We start from the raw sequence: 19,339 nt of genomic DNA on the forward strand, positions 1-19,339 counted from the left end.
ACATCACGTGGTCGGGGCGACGTTGCGCCGGCAGGTCGGGCAGCCCGGTGGCGGCCACCAGCTCGTCCTGCAGCTCGGTGACCTCCGCGCGCCGCAGGGGCCACGGCCGATGTGTGTTCGGGACCCAGACGCCGCGGCCGGCCACCTGCGTGTGCAGCCCGAAGCGGGCACTGAGAAACACCTGGGTGGGGTCTGGGCGGTGGATCGGTCGACCGACACGGAGGTCGATCCGGCTCGCCGGGGAACGGCGCGCGCCCCGACGCCGAGTGCGGTAGTGCATGGTCGCCTGGGAGGTTCGCGCTCCGGACATGCGGGCCCAGAAGTAGGGGACGGCGAAGGCGGCGCGAGCGCCCAGCACCACCGCCAGCCGTTCTGCCTCCAGGGAGAGGAACACCACTCCGGGGCGTCCGTGCCCATCGGTGCTGTAGATCCGTACGTTGGTCTCCCAGAACGTACCGAACCACGGGACGGGCGGGCCGGCACCGAATCCGGCGCGACGCATCCGGAACGGCAACAGGCCCACCCACGCGGATCCGTCGTGAACATCTGGGCGGGCGCCCTTCGGCATGAAGGGCACCAGACACGCAGGGTCGACCCGCCAGTGCAAGAACGCGATGTCGGCCCAGAACTGACTCATCAAGGGGCGTGAGGTCAGGGGCGGCCCCGCCGCCGAGCGAGGGGAGCGCGGAAGCGTGGCGCCTTGTGCCGAGGGCGGACTCAGGTGCCCGCTCCTCCGACCTTGTCCTGTAGCCGGTCGATGTGCTCGGAGGCCTCGGCCTTGGTGAGGTCGGCCGATAGCTGCTCTCCGGCCTGGCTCGCCAAGGTGTCCAGGTAGCTGCGCTGCGCGGCGGTCATCGGCTCCTCACCGGTGACCCAGTCGTTCGGGTCCTTGTCGAGCTGGTCGTTGGTCTGCGGCGTCTGCGACCCGAGCATCTCCTGCTCGGCGCCGCTGTCGGTGGTGTTCTCACTCATAGGCACGAGCCTAAAGGGCGGCACCGACCAACCTCCCGGCAGCCACGGGTCCGCGGCGCGACCGCCCGCGGCTGTGCCGTCTGCGAACATGTCGAGGTGAGCAGCCGCCGGTGAAAGGGCCACGTATGAGCAACCGCCTTCGCGAGGCCACGTCACCGTACTTGCTGCAGCACGCAGCCAACCCGGTGGACTGGTGGCCCTGGGCTCCCGCCGCCTTCGAGGAGGCCCGGGCCCGGAACGTGCCGATTCTGCTCTCGGTGGGCTACGCGGCCTGTCACTGGTGTCACGTCATGGCCCACGAGTCGTTCGAGGATCCGCAGGTCGCCGAGACGTTGAACTCATCCTTCGTCTCCATCAAGGTGGACCGCGAAGAGCGGCCCGATGTCGACTCGGTCTACATGCAGGCCACGTCGGCCATGACCGGGCACGCCGGGTGGCCGATGACCTGCGTGCTCACCCCGGAGGCTGAGCCGTTCTGGTGCGGCACCTACCTGCCTCGCCAGGAGTTCCTGCACCTGCTGCACTCCGCTCGCCAGACCTGGGCCGACCGTGAGGACGAGGTGCGAGCCGGAGGGGCACACGTCGTCCACACACTCAGCACCGCGGCCGACCGGGCCGAGTCCGCCCACCCGGTCGACGAGGCGGTCTGCGCGGCGGCGGTGGGCCGGCTGGCCGGAGACTACGACGCCGCCCACGGCGGGTTCGGCGGGGCACCGAAGTTCCCGCCGTCGATGACGCTGGCCTTCCTGCTGCGTCACGGCGCACGCACGGGGAGCGAACGGGCCGACGAGATGGCCCGGGGCACCCTGCGCGCCATGGCCCGCAGTGGGATGTACGACCAGATCGGCGGGGGGTTCGCCCGCTATGCCGTGGACCAGGCGTGGGTGGTGCCGCACTTCGAGAAGATGCTCTACGACAACGCGCTGCTGCTGCGCGTCTACACCGACCTGGCCCGGGTCAGCCGCACGGACACCCGCGAGCACGCAGCGGACCACCGGCTGGCCCGCCGCGTGGTGTCGGAGACCGTCGACTGGTTGTTGCGTGAGATGTGGACGCAGGACGCCGGGTTCGCCTCGTCGCTGGACGCGGACACCGGCGGCGTGGAGGGGGCGACCTACGTCTGGACACCGGAGCAGCTCGCGCATGCCCTGGGCGAGCAGGACGGCGCCCGCGCGGCAGAGCTGTTCGGCGTCACCCCAGCAGGCACCTTCGAGCATGGCACCTCCACGTTGCAGCGGCTCAAGGACCCTGACGACGAGCAGTGGTTCGCTTCGGTGCGCGAGCGCCTGGACCTGCACCGCACCCTGCGGCCACAGCCTGGTCGCGACGACAAGGTCGTCACCGCCTGGAACGCCTGGACGGTCGCCGCCCTGGCCGAGGCAGGGTGGTACTTCGGCGAGCCGGACTGGATCGACGTCGCGCAACGCTGCGCCGACCTGATGCTGCAGCGCCATGTCGTCGACGGACGGCTACGGCGCAGCTCCCGGGACGGCCAGGTGGGCGCGGCACGCGGCGTAGCCGAGGACTACGCAGCCCTCGTCGAAGCCCTCGTGGTGCTGCACGCGGTCACGGCGCGCCCGCACTGGCTCCTCCGCGCCGGCGAGATACTCGAGGTGGCGATGGCCCAGTTCACCGTGCGCACCGAGGATGGCCTGAGCGTCAGCGACAACGACTCCGACGTCGGTGACTTGGTCATGCGTCCGCGCTCCCGCACCGACAACGCTGAGCCGTGCGGTCAGTCCGCACTGGCGGGAGCCTTGATCCGCTATGGCGTGATGGCCGGCTCAGCACACCATCTCGACGCCGGGGAGGCGGCCCTGGCCCCGATGGGGTCGGTGGCCACACAGGCTCCTCGGTTCGCGGGATGGACCCTGTGCGCGGCCGAGGATCTCGCCACCGGGCCGGCGGTGCTCGCCGTGTCCGTGGCCAACGGCGCACTGGCGGATGTCATGCGGCAGACGCCGCCGGGAATGGCGGTCCTTTCGGGCAGACACGGCGGCCAGGCCGAGACGGCACCGCTCTTGGCCGAGCGTCCTGCGGTCGGCGGCCGGGACACCGCATATCTGTGTCGCGGCACGGTCTGTCAGGCACCGATCACCGACCCCGAGGAGCTGCGGCGCGCGCTGCACCCGGGCTGACACCCGCCGGTCTCAGAGCAGGGGCGCGAGCGTGTCGTAGCCGATCTTGAGGATGAACGCGCCGACCACGGTCACGAACACGACGCGCACGAAGGCGCTGCCCTTGGCCACGGCGGTCCGTGCCCCCAGGTAGCCCCCGGCCACGTTGCAGACCCCCATCAGCAGCCCGATCTGCCACATCACCACTCCCTGCGGGACGAAGACCAGCAGTGCCCCCAGGTTGGTGGCGAAGTTCGCGATCTTGGCCTTGGCGCTGGCCTGCAGGAAGCCGTACCCGAGCAGCCCCACCAGGGCGAACACCAGGAACGACCCGGTCCCGGGGCCGAGCACGCCGTCGTAGGCGCCCAGCGAGAAGCCCACCACCCCGGCCACGGCGACGTGGCTGCGCCCGGAGAACCTCAGCGCCGAGATCGACCCGAGGTCCGGCTTGAGCAGCGTGTACGCCCCGACAGCCACCAGGACCACGAGGATGATCGGGTCGAAGGCCTCGCCGGGGATCCGGGAGGCGACCAGCGCCCCGCAAGCGCTCCCCGCCAGGGCCGCCGCGGCCAGCGGCAGGGCCGTGCGCAGGTCCGGTCTGACTCGACGGTAGTAGGTGACCGCGCTCGTCGTCGTCCCGCAGATGGAGCCCAGCTTGTTCGTCGCGAGGATCTGCACCGGGGTGGCCCCCGGGAAGCCGATCAGCAGGGCAGGCAGCTGGACCAACCCCCCACCGCCGACCACCGCGTCCACCCATCCTGCGGTGAACCCGGCCAGGACGAGGAACAGCAGCAGCGTCAGCGAGACCTCGCTGATCACGGCTGCGCCGTCGACCGGACGGCGTCGCCCCGCCACCCGGACACGATCCCTGCCACCTCCGCCACGGTGTGGGCCACGGCGTGCGGCTGGGTGTCCACCGGCACGACCTGCTCTTGCGGCAGAGTGCTGTGCGGAATGTGGATGGTGCGCATGCCGATCTGCTGCGGGCCCCAGATGTCCTCGTACAACCGGTCGCCGACGTAGACGCAGGCTTCCGCTGCGGCGCCGACCGCCGCTGCCGCCGCGTGGAACGCCGCGGCGTGCGGCTTCACCCAGGGCATCTCACTGGAGTAGACGTCGCCGTCGATCAGGTGCAGCACCCCGTCGCGTTCGAACAGGCCGCGGTGGTACTCCCGGCTCCAGATGGTGTTCGACAGCACCCCGACGGCGATGCCCTGCTCGCGCAGCCAGGTCCACAGCGGAAGCACGTGCGGGTCGGTCCAGGTGTACGGCTCCCAGGCCTGCGCGTAGGCGTTCCGGTTGGACTCGGTGTCCAGTATCGAGCGCGCCAGGCCCGTCCGCTCGCTCGTCAGGCTCAGCACCTCCTCGAAGGTGCTGCTGCGGTGTTCCTCGCGACCTCGCGCCCAGAGCATCGCGTCGAACTCGAGCAGGGTACGGGCCAGGTCGCGCGCCGCCTCAGGGTCATCGGGGTGGGTGGGGTGGGCGAACGTGCGGTGCCAGATGTCGAGCACATCGACCGTGTGCCACGGGGTGAGGGTGCCTCCCCAGTCGAAGATGACGGCCGCACAGTCGGCACCGGCACCGCCCGCCGCGGCCGTCTGCACGGCCGGCTCCGCCTCGGTCACGGACGGACTTCGCTGAGGATCTCGTCCACGGCGTCCTCGACCGCGACCTCGCGGCGCTGCGCGGTGCGCCGGTCCTTCAGCTCGACGACCCCGTTCGCCAGCCCGCGACCGAGCACGACGATGGTCGGCACCCCGAGCAGCTCGGCGTCCTTGAACTTCACCCCGGGCGAGACACGCGACCGGTCGTCGTACACGACCTCGAGGCCGGCTTCCTCGAGGTCGCCCACCAGCGACTCGGCCGCGGCGAAGAGGGCGGCATCCTTGCCCGCGGCGACCACGTGGACGTCGGCAGGGGCCAGGGTCCGCGGCCAGGACAGGCCGATGTCGTCACAGGTCGCCTCGGCCACGGCGGCCACCGCGCGGCTCACGCCGACGCCGTAGGACCCCATCGTGACGGTGACCAACCGGCCGTGCTCGTCCAGCACCTTCAAGCCGAGCGCCTCGGCGTACTTCCGCCCGAGCTGGAAGATGTGGCCCATCTCGATCCCGCGCGAGAGGCTGAGCGTTCCGGCACCGTCGGGGCTGGGGTCGCCGTCGCGGATGTTGGCCGCCTGGATGGTGCCGTCGGCGGTGAAGTCGCGACCGTAGACCAGGTCGAAGACATGCTTGCCGTGCTGGTCGGCCCCGGTGACCCAGGCCGAGCCCTCGGCGATGGAGGGGTCGAGGCGGTAGGGGATGCCGCTGCTGCGCTGCTCCCCCAGCACCCCCGGGCCGATGTAACCCTTCGCCAGCACGGGGTGGCTCTCGAAGTCCTTCTCTTCGAAGGGCTCCACGGTCGCCGGGGCGACCGCCGCCTCCAGACGCTTCGGGTCCACCTCACGGTCACCCGGCACCCCGACGGCCATGGGCCGGCGTGTCCCGTCCGGGTGGGCGAGCATCACCAGCACGTTCTTGAGCGTGTCTGCGGCGGTCCATGCGCGCCCGTCCGGGCGGGGGTGGCGCTCGTTCGCCCTCTGCACCAGGGTCTCGATGGTCGGCGTGTCCGGGGTGTCGTGCACCTGCGCGGGCGGCACATCCGAGGCGTCGACCGGTGCCGCCTGCGGAATCACCACCGCCTCGACGTTGGCCGCGTAGCCGCTGGTCTCGCACCGGACGAACGTGTCCTCACCGTGCGGGCTCAGAGCGAGAAACTCCTCGCTCGCTGACCCGCCCATGGCGCCGGAGTCCGCCGCGACGATGACGTAGTCGAAGCCCAACCGGTCGAAGATCGCGGTATAGGCCCGCCGATGACGTTGGTAGGCCTCCTCCAGCCCGGCGTCGGAGACGTCGAAGGAGTAGGAGTCCTTCATGATGAACTCCCGGCCCCGCAGCAGCCCTGCTCGTGGCCTGGCCTCGTCCCGGTACTTGGTCTGGATCTGGTACAGCGTGAGCGGGAGGTCCTTGTAGGAGGAGAACAGGTCTCGCACCGCCAGGGTGAACAGCTCCTCGTGCGTCGGACCGAGAAGCATGTCGGCACCCTTGCGGTCGACGAGCCGAAACAGGTTGTCGCCGTAGTCGGTCCACCGGTGGGTCGCCTCGTAGGGTTCCCGCGGCAGCAGCGCGGGGAAGCGGACCTCCTGCCCGCCGATCAAGTCCATCTCCTCGCGCACGATCTGCTCCACCTTGTGCAGCACGCGCAGCCCCAGCGGCAGCCAGGAGTAGATCCCCGGCGCCACACGCCGCACATAGCCCGCGCGGAGCAGGAGGCGGTGCCCGGGCAGCTCGGCGTCGGCGGGGTCCTGGCGCAGGGTGCGCAGAAACAGGGTGGACATGCGCAGGGACATGCGGACGTACTCCTCCGTCGGGGTGAGGCGGCCGGTCGAGGCCGACCGCTGCGGTGAGGATAACGCTCAGGCGGCCTGGGCCACCGCCTCCAGGAGGCGGTCGACCTCCGCTTCGGTGGTGTACGGCGCCATTCCGGCGCGCACCGCCCCCGTGTCACCGAGACCCAGCCGACGCGAGGCCTCGAGAGCGTAGAAGTGGCCGGCCGGCGCATTGATCCCCGCTCGGGCGCAGACGGCACTGACCTCGGCGCTGGCGCGGTGAGCCAGCGCGAAGTACGACGTCGGTGTCCGATGAGCGGCTCTGGAGTACCGCACCAAGCCGTCGATGGTGTCCAGACCCGCCTCCAGCCGGCGCAGCAGGGTCTGTTCGTGGTCCTCGAGCTCGCGGTAGCTCGCCAGCAGTCGCTGGCGTCGCGTGCCGGCACCGCCCGGGTCCAGCCCGGCGATGAGCTCCACCGCCGCCAGCGTGCCGGCCAGCAGCTCGTAGGGAAGGGTCCCGAGCTCGAAGCGCTCCGGCACCCGGTCCGGTGCAGGCAGAAGCTTGTCCGGGCGCAGCGACTCCAGCAGCGGAGCGCGGCCGGCGAGGACTCCCAGGTGCGGGCCGAAGAACTTGTACGGCGAGCACAGCACCACGTCGGCATCCCACCCCGCCAGGTCCACCGGCGCGTGCGGCGCAAGGTGGACGGCGTCGATGACCACCAGCGCACCCACCTCGCGGGCCGCGCCGATCACCTGGGCCAGCTCAGGCCGGGTACCGAGCACGTTGGAGGCCGCAGTGAGCGCGACGACGCGGGTGCGGCCCGTGATCGCCTCGGTGACGGCCTGGGGCGGTAGCTCGCCGCTGGCCGGGTCGAAGTGGGCCCAGCGGACAGCGCAGCCGCTGGCGCGGGCCGCCTGCACCCAGGGGCGCACGTTCGCATCGTGGTCCAACGAGGTCACGACGACCTCCTCGCCCGGCGTCCACTGCCGGGCCAGGGTGCGGGCCAGGTCGTAGGTCAGTGCCGTCATGCTCCGGCCGAACACGACCGTGCCCGCGTCGGCGCCGAGCAGGTCGCCCATCGCCTCCCGGGCCAGGCCCACGATGTCGTCAGCGCGCCGCCCGGTCGGGGTGCCCCGGTCCCGGTTGCTCAACCCTGCGAGCATCACCTCGCTGATGCGCTCGGCCACGACCGACGGCGTCTGCGACCCGCCCGGCCCGTCGAAGAAGGCCAGGCCGCCGGACAGCGCGGGGAACTGGGCGCGCAGGCCCTCCAGGTCGTACACATCGGCCACGGTAGTGCCTACCGTCACAGGAGGATGGTGCTGAAGACTCCCGACTGCACCATCCCCAGTCGCCGGTAGGTGGCCAGCGCCGCGGTGTTGTAGTCGTTGACGTAGAGGGTGACCGATCGGGCGACATGCTTCAGCGCGTGCTCGACCACGCTGGCCATCGCCGGCACCGCGAGCCCCCTGCCCCGCAGCTCGGGATGGACCCACACGCCCTGCACCTGTGCTGCGCCCAGGGCCACCGACCCGAAGTCCGCCTTGAACACCACGCGCCCCTCCTCCACCCGCACCAAGGTGTGCCCGCGGCGGATGAGCGCAGCGACACCGGCCCGGTAGGTCGACCCTGACCCGCGGTAGGGCGGGTAGCCGATCTCCTCGGTGAACATGGCCTCAGCGGCCGGCATCACGATGGACACCTCATCCTCGGTCGCCAGGCGTACCTCGGGGTCGAGGCGGTGACCCGTATGACTGGGCAGCTCGCGCATCGTCAGTACCGGCTGAACCTCACGAACCTCACGCGCGGGCCCCCAGGCCGGCTCGAGGTGCGCCCACATGGCCTGCACCAGCTCGGACGGTCCGAACAGCGACGAGGCGAACCGGCGCCGCCCACAGACTGCGTCAGCCAGCGCGACCATCGCCTTGCGGTCCCCGCCCACGGGCACCACGTTGGCCGCAGACCAGCACAGCGCAGAACGCCTGCCACGGTCGTAGCCCAAGGTCGCCGCTCTGCCGTCGGAGAGCCCGCCTTCCAGGATCCGGGCGGCGACGAACACGTGCATGTCGGGGTCGGCGGCGCACAGTCCGAGCGCGAAGTCGCGGTCCGACTCGCCCAAGGGCTTGACCGCTGTGCCGGCTCCCAACATGAGGCCAGCCTGCCTCACACCTCACCCTCTGTCGACGCGCGTTGCGGGGTACGGTGATGGTTCGTCTGGCTCCGCACAGGCTTGCCAAGAACGTCCGCTCGCAGCAGGATCATCACCCAGGAGGACCACCGTGAAAGCAATGCCGCTGACCGTCGAGACTCGTCGCCACACCCTGCAGAAGCTCGCCGAGAGCTCGGGGGCGGGTGAGCCCATCGACGTCCTGGTGATCGGCGGGGGCGTGACCGGTGCGGGGGTGGCCCTGGACGCCACCACACGCGGCCTGGACACCGTGGTGGTGGAGGCCCAGGACTGGGCCTCCGGAACCTCTCAGTGGTCGACCAAGCTCGTGCACGGTGGCCTGCGGTACCTGCAGATGCTCGACTTCAAGCTGGTCCACGAGGCGCTGACCGAGCGGGGTCTCCTGCTGACCCGGCTGGCTCCCCATCTGGTCCGCGCCATGCCGTTCCTGATCCCGCTGGAGCACCGGATGTGGCAGCGTGCCTACTACGGCGCGGGGGTCACGCTCTACGACGCGCTGGCCAACCTCATGCCGGGGCGGCGGGCGCTGCCGATCCACAGGCACCGCTCCCGCAAGGGACTGCAGCGCAAGTTCCCGGACCTGGACCATGAAGCGGCGATCGGCGCGGTCGAGTACTACGACGCCACCGTGGACGACGCCCGCCTCGTCTCGACCCTGGTGCGCACGGCGGTCTCCTACGGTGCACACGCCGCCAGCCGCACCCAGGTCGTGAGGATCACCAAGGACGAGGAGGGACGGGTCGACGGGGCGGTGCTGAAAGACCTGGAGACGGGGGACGAGATCGAGTGCCGCGCCAAGCACATCATCAACTGCACGGGAGTGTGGACGGACGACGTCGGCGATCTCGCGGACACCGACGGGGGCCTGCACGTCCTCGCGTCCAAGGGCATCCACCTGGTGATCCCCCGTGAACGGCTCTCCGGAACCTCGGGCGTGCTGATCCAGACCGAGACCTCAGTGCTCTTCTTCGTACCCTGGTCGCGCTACTGGATCGTCGGCACCACCGACACGGCGTGGGAGGAGGGCCGGCAGCACCCGGTTGCCACCTCGGCAGACATCGAGTACGTGCTCGAGCACGCCAACAGCGTGCTGAGCACGGAGCTCACCCGCGACGACGTCGTCGGCTGGTATGCCGGTCTGCGTCCCTTGCTGCAGCCCGGGACCAAGGAGGGTACCGGCTCCTCCAAGGTCAGCCGCGAGCACACCGTGGCCAGTCCGGTACCCGGGCTGACGGTCGTCGGAGGTGGCAAGCTGACGACCTACCGCGTCATGGCCAAGGACGCGGTCGACTTCGCGCTGGGCGACCGCGCCGAGGACCTTCCGTGCATCACCGACGAGATCCCGTTGCTCGGTGCGGTCGGCGAAGGGGCGATGAGGCGCCGCATGCCTGCGCTGGCCGAGAAGTTCGGCTGGAGCGAGGTCATGGTGGACCACCTCCTGCACCGCTACGGCTCCCTGATCCACGAGCTGTTGGAGCTCATCGAGCAGGACCCGTCTCTGGCCGAACCGCTGGAGAAGGCCCCTGCCTACCTGCGGGTCGAGGTCGCCTACGCGTGCACGCACGAGGGCGTGCTGCACATGGAGGACCTCATGATGCGGCGCACTCGCCTGGTGTACGAGGTCGAGCGCAAGGGGATGAACGCCCTACCCGAGGTCGCCGCGATCGCAGCGGACCGGCTGGGCTGGGACAGCCAGAAGGAAGAGGCCGAGATCGCCTCGTACCGCCAGCAGATGGAGGCCGAGGAGGCCGCCGCGCAGCAGCCGGACGACTCCGCAGCTGCTCGCGCACGGGGTCATGTCGGCGACCCCGCTCCGATGCAGCCGGTCGGCGCCCCCACCGGCTGAGCACCGGACCCCTGACCCGGCGCCGGCGCCCGCCGTCGCCGCTCTCACACAGAAGAACGGAGCGATCAGCGCATGGGTCAAGTATTCCTCTCGGAGGTCCTAGGGACCGCCATGCTTCTCCTTTTCGGCTGCGGTGTGGTGGCCAACGCCATCCTTCCCAAGACGAAGGGGTTCAACGGCGGCTGGCTGATGATCAACTTCGGCTGGGGCCTCGGCGTCTTCTCCGGTGTCTATGTCGCCTACAAGTCCGGTGCCCACATCAACCCCGCGGTGACCTTCGGGCTGCTTGCGAACGGCGCCGAGACCTACGGCGGAGAAGCCGATGTCGCGGTCACGTTCACCAGTACGCTGGTCTATCTCGCCGGCCAGATGGTCGGCGCGTTCCTGGGCGCGGTGCTGGCCTGGGCCGCGCACAAGGACCATTTCAACGAGGACGCCGACCCCGCGGTGAAGCTGGGCGTGTTCTCCACCGGCCCGGAGATCCGCAACATCCCGTGGAACTTCATCACCGAGGTGATCGGGACGTTCGTGCTGGTGTTCGTGATCCTCTCGTTCGCGAACACCCCCTCTGGACTCGGCCCGTTGGCCGTCGCCCTGCTGGTCGTCGGCATCGGCGCTAGTCTCGGCGGACCTACCGGATACGCCATCAACCCGGCCCGTGACCTCGGGCCTCGTATCGCCCACGCCGTCCTGCCGATCCGTGGGAAGGGGCCCAGCGACTGGGCCTACTCCTGGGTCCCGGTGGCCGGCCCGATTGTCGGAGGAGTGATCGCCGGTCTTCTGGGCGCCGTGGTGCTCTGAGCCATCCCATCCCGCACGACAACACACGCAAGCACGACGACACAACGACGTGGAGGAGTAGTAACTCATGGCCGACTTTGTACTCGCGATCGACCAAGGCACCACCAGCACCCGAGCGATCCTGTTCACGCACGACGGGAAGATCCACGCCACGGGGCAGAAGGAGCACGAGCAGATCTTCCCCAAAGCGGGATGGGTCGAGCACGACCCTGTCGAGATCTGGGACAACACCCGCGAGGTGATCGGCAACTGCCTGGGCAAGGCCAACGCCGCCAACTCCGATATCGCCGCTATCGGCATCACCAACCAGCGCGAGACCGCCGTGGTCTGGGACAAGAACACCGGTGAGCCGGTCTACAACGCCATCGTCTGGCAGGACACCCGCACCGACAAGATCGCCGAGGAGCTCGGCGGTGACGAGGGAGCGGACAAGTACAAGGCGATCTGCGGCCTCCCTCTGGCAACGTACTTCGCCGGCCCGAAGGTGAAGTGGATCCTGGACAACGTCGAAGGCGCCCGCGAGAAGGCCGATGCCGGCGACCTGCTGTTCGGCACCACGGACACGTGGACCCTGTGGAACCTCACCGGCGGGGTCGACGGTGGCGTGCACGTCACCGACGTGACCAACGCCTCGCGCACCATGCTCATGGACCTGAAGAGTCTGAGCTGGGACGAGGGCATCGCCGCCGATATGGGCATCCCGATGTCGATGCTTCCAGAGATCAAGTCCTGCTCGGAGGTGTACGGCGAGTCCACGAAGCTCGGTGTGCCGATCGCCGGCATTCTCGGCGACCAGCAGGCGGCGACGTTCGGCCAAGCCTGCTTCGAGAAGGGCATGAGCAAGAACACCTACGGCACCGGCAACTTCATGCTGCTCAACACCGGCACCGAGGTCGTGCCCAGCGAAAACGGCCTGCTGACGACGCTGTGCTACAAGATCGGCGACCAGGACGCGATCTATGCCTTGGAGGGCTCCATCGCCGTGAGCGGCTCGCTGATCCAGTGGCTGCGGGACAACATCGGCCTGATCGACGACGCGCCTCAGATCGAGGACCTCGCCAAGGACGTCGACGACAACGGTGGGGCGTACTTCGTGCCGGCGTTCTCGGGTCTGTTCGCGCCACACTGGAAGTCGGACGCGCGCGGCGCCATCGTCGGCCTCACCCGGTTCGTCAACAAGGGGCATATCGCTCGTGCGGCGCTCGAGGCTACGGCCTACCAGACCCGTGAGGTGGCCGAGGCCATGAACGCCGACTCCGGGGTGGACGTGAAAGAGCTGAGGGTCGACGGCGGCATGATCGCCAACGAGACGCTGATGCAGTTCCAGGCGGACATCCTCGGTGTGGATGTGGTGCGGCCCGAGATCGCCGAGACCACGGCACTCGGAGCGGCCTACGCGGCCGGTATCGCCGTCGGCTTCTGGGACGGTGAGCAGGACGTCATCGACAACTGGAACGAGGGCCACCGCTGGACGCCGTCCATGGACGAGACCGAGCGTGAGCGCCTCTTCCGGCAGTGGAACAAGGCCGTGACCAAGACCTTCGACTGGGTGGACGAGGACGTGGAGAAGGCAGGCGCCTGAACCACCCCGTCATGAGGCTCTGACCAGTGAGCCCGGGTCCCCGGTGGGCCCGGGCTCACTGCTGTCTCAGACTCTGCCCTCGTCAGGACCGGGACTGGCCCCGTAGGTCAGCGTCGGCGCCTCCCGCCGTCGTTGGTCCAGCACCCAGGTGGCCAGGTGCTCCCGCGCCCGCTCCCGGTACATCCCGCCGCTGCAGGAGGCCGTCCCGCTGTCCACGTACACCGACGCGTCCCACTGGGCGACCAGGGGCGGCCGCAGCAGGAAGGCGCCGGCCACCAGCAGGACGGCGTCGCACCCGGGGTGCTGCACCCCGCATGCCGCACCCTCGGGCGTCGTCAGTGCCTGCGGCTCGGTCGCGATCGGCGTTCCGGATCGAAAGCGGTGCACCAGGCCGGCGACCTGAGGGTGTTCGAGCGTCCTTGTGCTGAGCGTCGAGAGCGGGCGGCCGGCGACATGCTCGGCCAGGGCGCTGAGCTCGGCGCACAGGTGGGCCGTGCCCGCCTCGTCCGCGGTGTCCACCGCCACGACCGCCCGTTCCCCGGGGCGTACCCCGAGGACCATCGAGAGCAGATCCACCAGCACCAGCTGGCGCACCGGAACGAACCCCATTTTCAGCTTCCCCCTTCTCGCCACCCCCAGCCAACTACCACGACTTCGAGCCGCGAACGAGAGGCTGGGAGTGGCACTCGGGGCTGAGGGTGCAGGCGGGACGCGGCGAAATGGTTCAGATCAGGATCCGTATGTCCTCAGCCGACGCTCACGCTCGGCGCACCGCCGGGCACGGGCTCGGAGTCGGGATCGGTCTCCATCTGCTCGGCGATACGGGTCGCCTCCTCGATGAGCGTCTCGACGATCTGCGACTCGGGCACCGTCTTGATGACCTCGCCTTTGACGAAGATCTGGCCCTTGCCGTTGCCGCTGGCCACCCCCAGGTCCGCCTCACGCGCCTCACCGGGGCCGTTCACCACGCACCCCATCACCGCGACCCGCAGCGGGACCTCCATGCCTTCGAGCCCGGCGGTGACCTCGTCGGCCAACGTGTACACGTCCACCTGCGCCCGCCCGCAGGACGGACACGAGACGATCTCGAGCTTGCGGGGCCGCAGGTTCAGGCTCTGCAGGATCTGGTTGCCGACCTTGACCTCCTCCACCGGCGGCGCCGACAGCGAGACCCGGATGGTGTCACCGATACCTCGGGACAGCAGGGAACCGAAGGCGACCGAGGACTTGATGGTGCCCTGGAACGCCGGCCCGGCCTCGGTGACCCCCAGATGCAGCGGCCAGTCACCCCGCTCGGCCAGCATCTCGTAGGCCTGCACCATCACCACGGGGTCGTTGTGCTTGACCGAGATCTTGAAGTCGCGGAAGCCGTGCTCCTCGAACAGTGAGGCCTCCCAGACGGCCGACTCGACGAGCGCCTCGGGGGTGGCCTTGCCGTACTTGCTCATGATCCGCTTGTCGAGCGATCCGGCGTTCACCCCGATCCGGATCGAGACCCCGGCGTCGGAAGCCGCCGCCGCGATCTGCTTGACCTGGTCGTCGAACTTGCGGATGTTGCCCGGATTGACCCGGACGGCCGCACAGCCGGCCTCGATCGCCGCGTACACGTACTTCGGCTGGAAGTGGATGTCGGCGATCACCGGGATCTGCGACTTGCCGGCGATGATCGGCAACGCGTCCGCGTCGTCCTGAGTAGGGCAGGCCACCCGCACGATGTCGCATCCGGAGGCCGTGAGCTCGGCGATCTGCTGCAGCGTGGCGTTGATGTCCGTGGTCTGGGTCGTGGTCATCGACTGGACAGAGACCGGGGCGTCGCCGCCGACGTCGACGCTGCCGACCTTGATCTTGCGGCTGGGGCGGCGGGCCGAGAGCACGGGAGGGGGCGCGGCGGGCATACCGAGAGAGATGGGGGTACCTGCAGACATGCCCTCAGTATCGCGCACGGACCTGGGCGTTCACCCACCCAGGCGGATCGGGTTGACCACGTCGGCGTAGACCAGCAGCACCGTCATGGCGATCAGCCCGATGGCGACCGAGTAGGCCACGGGCAGTGCCTTGGCGATGTCGACCGGCCCCGGGTCGGGACGACCTCGCACGCGGGCCCAGGTCCGTTTCACGCCCTCCCACAGCGCTCCGGCGATGTGGCCACCGTCCAGTGGTAGCAGCGGGATCATGTTGAACACGAACAGCGCGATGTTCAGTGAGGCCAGCAGCGAGAGGAGCAGCACCAGCCGGGAGCCGAACGTGTCGGTGAGCCCCCCGAGGTCGCTCGAGGTCACCTCGCCCGCCACGCGCCCGACCCCGACCACCGACATGGGCCCCTCGGTGTCCCGCTCCTGCCCGCCGAACGCGGCCTGGTAGACCCCGACGAGCTTCTCGGGCAAACGCAGGAAGATCCCGGCGGTCTCGGCGAGGGCTCCGCCGACGAAGGCGGGCGCCTCGCTCACCGGCGCGGTGACGTACTGCACGGAGCCGCTGGCCCCGAGGAAGCTCACCTGCCCCACCACCGGCTCACCCGCGGCGTCGACCTGGACGCTGCCGTCGGGGTTGAGCAGGGGACGCTCGCGGGTGACCAGGTCGGCGGTGAGCGTGCGCTCGGTGCCGTCCCGCAGCACTCGGACCTGGGCGGTGTCCCCCGCGTTCTGGATGGCGTAGGACGCCTCGAACCAGTCCTGCACCGGCTCGCCGTCGATGGCCAGGATCTCGTCACCCACCTCGAGCCCCGCGGCGGCGGCCGGCGCCGGGGGCTGGCCCTCACAGTCGGACACGGTGGGGTCGCTCGGGGCACACGCGGAGACGGTCGACACGGTGCTGGTCAGCTGGGGTAGACCGTAGAGGGTCATGATCCCGGTCAGGAGCGCTGCGGCGATGACCAGGTTCATGAACGGTCCGCCCAGCATGACGATGACTCGCTTGTACACGGGCAGCTTGTAGAAGACGCGGTCCTCGTCACCAGGGCCGATCTCCTCCAGGGACTCCGCCCGCACCTGCTCGGTCATCTGACCCCAGCGCCCGGTGGTCGAGGTCCGCAGCCTGCCGTCGTCCTGGGGCCGCGGTGGGAACATGCCGATCATGCGGATGTAGCCCCCGAGGGGGATGGCCTTGACGCCGTACTCGGTCTCCCCTCGGCGACGCGACCACACGGTGGGCCCGAAACCGACCATGTACTGCGTGACCTTGACGCCGAACCTCTTGGCCGGGACGAGGTGGCCCACCTCGTGCAAGGCGATCGAGGCCGCCACGCCGACGAGCATCAGCAGCACGCCGACTACGTACAGCATCCCCGACCTCCTCCCCCGCGCTCAGCGGGTGGTTGCCTCCATCATCACCGATCGGGCCGCCTCGCGCGCCCAGGTGTCGGCGGAGAGGACCTGCTCGATGTCGTCCACCTGGTCAACCGCGGAGGTCTGCGCAGAGTTCCCCGAGCCGTGGCGCTGCAGCACCTCGGCCACGGTGTCCACGATGGCGGGGAAGGAGATCCGCCCGGCGTGGAAGGCCTCGACGCAGGCCTCGTTGGCCGCGTTGTAGACCGCTGGCCTGGTCCCGGCGGCGCGACCGGCCTCGCGCGCGAGCTGCACAGCGGGAAAGGCATCGTCGTCCAGGGGAACGAAGTCCCAGCTGCTGGCCTGGCTCCAGTCGCAGGGCTCGTCGACGGCTGAGAGCCGGTCCGGCCAGGACAGGCCCAGCGCGATCGGGACCAGCATCCGCGGAGGACCCATCTGCGCGACGGTCGAGCCGTCGCGGAACTCGACCATGGAGTGGATCTGCTGCTGCGGGTGGACGACCACGTCGATCGACTCGTAGCCGACGCCGAAAAGGTAGTGCGCCTCGATCACCTCCAAACCCTTGTTGACCAGGGTCGCGGAGTTGGTGGTGATGACCTTGCCCATCGCGAAGTTCGGATGGCGCAGCGCTTCGGACGGCGTGACCTGGTGCAGCTGTGCGCGGTTGCGGCCGCGGAAGGGCCCCCCGCTGGCCGTGAGCACCAGTCGCCGGACCTCCTCGGGCGCGCCGGCGCGCAGGCACTGGGCGATGGCGCTGTGCTCGGAGTCCACGGGCACGATCTGGCCCGGGCCGGCCACCTGGGTGACGAGGTCTCCGCCCACGATGAGGGACTCCTTGTTGGCCAGGGCCAAGGTGCTCCCGGCCCGCAGAGCGGCGATGGTCGGGCGGAGGCCGATGCTCCCGGTGATCCCGTTGAGGACGACGTCTGCCCCCATCTGGGCCACCTCGGTGGCCGCGTCCGGGCCGACCAGCACGCGAGTGGCGGGTGTCGCGGAGTCGGCCTGCGCCCCGAGGGCCTCACGCACGGCATCGCCGGCGTCCTGGCGTGCCACCGCCACGACCTCGACCCGGTGCGCGACCGCCTGCCGGGCCAAGGCGTCCACGTCCGAACCCTGAGCGCTCAGTGCGACCACGCGGAAACGGTCGGGGTGTTCACCGATGATCTTCAGGGCCTGGGTCCCGATCGAGCCGGTCGAGCCCAACAGGGCGACAGTGCGAGCCGTGGTCACTGCTCCATGGTGCGGTCTCGCAGCACCTGGCCCAAGTCGTCCAGGACACCGCGGTCCTCGATGGTGCTGGGGACCAAGGCATCCTGGCCGTCAGCCATCTGCCGCATCGTCTTGCGCAGGATCTTGCCCGAGCGTGTCTTGGGCAGAGCGTCCACGACATCCACCCGGCGCAGGGAGGCCACCGCGCCCACCTCGTCGCGCACCCGCTTCACCAGCTCGGCCCGGAGCGCCTCGAGCCCTCCCTGCTCGCTGAGGTCGACCCCGGCCTTGAGCACCACGAGGCCCCGCGGCACCTGGCCCTTGAGGGAGTCGGCCACGCCGATGACCGCGCACTCGGCCACCGCGGGGTGGGCGGCGAGCGCCTCCTCCAGCGACCCGGTGGACAGCCGGTGTCCGGCGACGTTGAGCACGTCGTCGGTCCGCCCCATGACGAAGACGTAGCCGTCCTCGTCGAGGTACCCGCCGTCGCCGGAGAGGTAGAAGCCCTGGTAGGCGGACAGGTAGGAGTCGACGAAACGCTCGTCGTCGCCCCAGAGGGTGGGCAGGGCCCCCGGAGGCAGGGGCAACCGGATGCAGATGGCCCCCTCCGTGCCCGCCGGCACCTGCTCTCCGTGCTCGTCCAGGACCTGCACGTCGTAGCCCACCGTCGCCGGCCCGGGCGAGCCCGGCTTGATCGGTAGCGCACTCGACGCGGACGCGACCGGGGTGATGGCGATCGGCCAGCCGGTCTCGGTCTGCCACCAGTTGTCGACCACCGGTACCCCGAGCACGTCGCTGGCCCACTGCCAGGTGTCGGGGTCGAGACGCTCGCCGGCGAGGTAGAACGCGCGCAGCGAGCTCAGGTCGTGGCCCTGCGCCAGCTCCCCCCGCGGGTCGGCCTTCTTGATGGCGCGCATCGCGGTGGGGGCGCTGAAGGCGGCGACGACGCCGTACTGGGCGATGAGACGCCAGTAGGCCGCGGCGTCGGGAGTCCCGACCGGCTTGCCTTCGAACAGGATCGTCGTCGCTCCCAACAGCAGCGGGCCGTAGACGATGTAGGAGTGACCCACCACCCAGCCCACGTCCGAGCCGCAGAACCACACCTCGCCCGGGGCCAGGCCGTACAGGTGCTCCATCGACCAGCGCAGCGCCACCGCGTACCCCCCGGTGTCACGGACGATCCCTTTGGGCTTGCCGGTGGTCCCGGAGGTGTAGAGCACGTAGAGCGGGTCGGTGGCCTGCACGGGCACGCATCCGGCCGGCTCCACCACGCCGGGCTTCATGACCTGGTGCCAGTCCAGGTCACGCTCGGTCAGGTCACAGCGCAGCTGCTCACGCTGCAGCACGACACAGGCCTGGGGCCGATGGGTCGAGCGCTGTATGGCCTCGTCCAGCATGGGCTTGTAGGGCACCACGCGGGTGGGTTCGACGCCGCACGAGGCGGAGACGACAACCACCGGGCGGGCATCCTCGATCCGCGCGGCCAGCTCCGCGGGAGCGAAGCCCCCGAACACCACCGAGTGCACGGCCCCGATGCGCGCGCAGGCCAGCATCGCGATGACGGCCTCCGGGACCATCGGCATGTAGACCACGACCCGGTCGCCCTGGTTCACTCCGAGACCTCGCAGCACCCCGGCGAACCGCGCCACCTCGTCGAGCAGCTGGGCGTAGGTGTAGGACCGCTGCGTTCCGGTCACCGGGCTGTCGTAGATCAGCGCAGTCTGGTCGGCGCGGCCGTGGACGACGTGCCGGTCGAGGGCGTTGAAGCACATGTTGAGCCGCCCCCCCGGGAACCAGCGGTACAGCGGTGCCCGGTCGCCGTCGAGCGTGGCGGAGGGTCGGTTGACCCAGCTGACCTGCTTCGCCGCCTCGCTCCAGAACCCCTCGGGGTCGGTCAGGCTGCGCTGCACGGTGTCCTGGTAGTCGCTCATCCGCTCATGGTCGCGGCTGGACCAGGCTCCGTCCAGGCCTG

16 protein-coding genes are annotated in these 19,339 nt (G+C 70.0%); 4 read left to right on the top strand and 12 right to left on the bottom strand.

From position 1 onward, the window contains the following. Both VJ976_RS04340 and VJ976_RS04345 read right to left on the bottom strand, forming a co-directional pair. On the bottom strand, positions 1-637 hold a 637-nt coding region (locus VJ976_RS04340; protein WP_324098886.1), incomplete at its 3' end, for a DUF2071 domain-containing protein. Positions 638-717: 80 nt separating this feature from the next. Further along, positions 718-972: a DUF3072 domain-containing protein gene (locus VJ976_RS04345; protein WP_324098887.1), complete on the bottom strand. Its 255-nt coding sequence runs from the start codon at positions 970-972 to the stop codon at positions 718-720. A 125-nt stretch (positions 973-1,097) separates the two neighbouring features. On the opposite strand from VJ976_RS04345, the gene VJ976_RS04350 reads away from it, so the two are divergent. Next, complete coding sequence (locus VJ976_RS04350) at positions 1,098-3,110, top strand: thioredoxin domain-containing protein (RefSeq protein WP_324098888.1); 2,013 nt, start codon at positions 1,098-1,100, stop codon at positions 3,108-3,110. 12 nt (positions 3,111-3,122) lie between these two features. Here the strand turns inward: VJ976_RS04350 and VJ976_RS04355 are convergent, their stop codons facing one another. The 5 genes from VJ976_RS04355 to VJ976_RS04375 form a co-directional block, all read right to left on the bottom strand. Then, positions 3,123-3,905 (bottom strand): TSUP family transporter, encoded by a 783-nt coding sequence (locus tag VJ976_RS04355; RefSeq protein ID WP_324098909.1) that lies wholly within the window; start codon positions 3,903-3,905, stop codon positions 3,123-3,125. Next, positions 3,905-4,714 (bottom strand): HAD family hydrolase, encoded by an 810-nt coding sequence (locus VJ976_RS04360; protein ID WP_324098889.1) that lies wholly within the window; start codon positions 4,712-4,714, stop codon positions 3,905-3,907. The genes VJ976_RS04355 and VJ976_RS04360 overlap by 1 nt, the downstream gene beginning before the upstream one ends. After that, positions 4,711-6,477, bottom strand: a complete 1,767-nt coding sequence (locus VJ976_RS04365; protein WP_324098890.1) for a proline--tRNA ligase — start codon at positions 6,475-6,477, stop codon at positions 4,711-4,713. Before VJ976_RS04365 ends, VJ976_RS04360 begins: the two co-directional genes overlap by 4 nt. A 66-nt stretch (positions 6,478-6,543) precedes the next feature. Further along, positions 6,544-7,767 carry a cysteine desulfurase-like protein gene (locus VJ976_RS04370; RefSeq protein ID WP_324098891.1) on the bottom strand — a complete coding sequence of 408 codons (1,224 nt, stop codon included), beginning with the start codon at positions 7,765-7,767 and terminating at the stop codon, positions 6,544-6,546. Then, complete coding sequence (locus VJ976_RS04375) at positions 7,764-8,624, bottom strand: GNAT family N-acetyltransferase (protein WP_324098892.1); 861 nt, start codon at positions 8,622-8,624, stop codon at positions 7,764-7,766. The genes VJ976_RS04370 and VJ976_RS04375 overlap by 4 nt, the downstream gene beginning before the upstream one ends. Before the next feature lie 121 nt (positions 8,625-8,745). Between VJ976_RS04375 and VJ976_RS04380 the strand changes: the two genes are divergently transcribed. The 3 genes from VJ976_RS04380 (at position 8,746) to glpK (ending at position 12,874) form a co-directional block, all read left to right on the top strand. Further along, a complete protein-coding gene (locus VJ976_RS04380; RefSeq protein WP_324098893.1) occupies positions 8,746-10,491 on the top strand; it encodes a glycerol-3-phosphate dehydrogenase/oxidase in 1,746 nt (581 codons plus the stop codon). Positions 10,492-10,563: 72 nt separating this feature from the next. After that, on the top strand, positions 10,564-11,292 hold the full coding sequence (locus VJ976_RS04385; RefSeq protein WP_324098894.1) for an MIP/aquaporin family protein: 729 nt from the start codon (positions 10,564-10,566) through the stop codon (positions 11,290-11,292). Between the two features lie 67 nt (positions 11,293-11,359). Beyond that, a complete protein-coding gene (glpK, locus tag VJ976_RS04390) occupies positions 11,360-12,874 on the top strand; it encodes a glycerol kinase GlpK (protein WP_324098895.1) in 1,515 nt (504 codons plus the stop codon). A gap of 66 nt (positions 12,875-12,940) precedes the next feature. Here glpK and VJ976_RS04395 read toward each other — a convergent pair whose 3' ends face one another. The 5 genes from VJ976_RS04395 to VJ976_RS04415 all read right to left on the bottom strand — a co-directional run bounded on the left by VJ976_RS04395 (position 12,941) and on the right by VJ976_RS04415 (position 19,334). Beyond that, positions 12,941-13,483, bottom strand: a complete 543-nt coding sequence (locus VJ976_RS04395; RefSeq protein WP_324098896.1) for a hypothetical protein — start codon at positions 13,481-13,483, stop codon at positions 12,941-12,943. 137 nt (positions 13,484-13,620) lie between these two features. Further along, complete coding sequence (gene ispG / locus VJ976_RS04400; protein WP_324098897.1) at positions 13,621-14,799, bottom strand: flavodoxin-dependent (E)-4-hydroxy-3-methylbut-2-enyl-diphosphate synthase; 1,179 nt, start codon at positions 14,797-14,799, stop codon at positions 13,621-13,623. A 30-nt stretch (positions 14,800-14,829) separates the two neighbouring features. Beyond that, positions 14,830-16,155 carry a site-2 protease family protein gene (locus VJ976_RS04405; protein WP_324098898.1) on the bottom strand — a complete coding sequence of 442 codons (1,326 nt, stop codon included), beginning with the start codon at positions 16,153-16,155 and terminating at the stop codon, positions 14,830-14,832. Between the two features lie 21 nt (positions 16,156-16,176). After that, on the bottom strand, positions 16,177-17,388 hold the full coding sequence (gene dxr / locus VJ976_RS04410) for a 1-deoxy-D-xylulose-5-phosphate reductoisomerase (RefSeq protein WP_324098899.1): 1,212 nt from the start codon (positions 17,386-17,388) through the stop codon (positions 16,177-16,179). Further along, on the bottom strand, positions 17,385-19,334 hold the full coding sequence (locus VJ976_RS04415) for a propionyl-CoA synthetase (RefSeq protein ID WP_324098910.1): 1,950 nt from the start codon (positions 19,332-19,334) through the stop codon (positions 17,385-17,387). The genes dxr and VJ976_RS04415 overlap by 4 nt, the downstream gene beginning before the upstream one ends. Between the last annotated feature and the right edge of the window lie 5 nt (positions 19,335-19,339).

The organism is Ornithinimicrobium sp., from assembly GCF_035267225.1.
Classification (GTDB): domain Bacteria; phylum Actinomycetota; class Actinomycetes; order Actinomycetales; family Dermatophilaceae; genus Ornithinicoccus.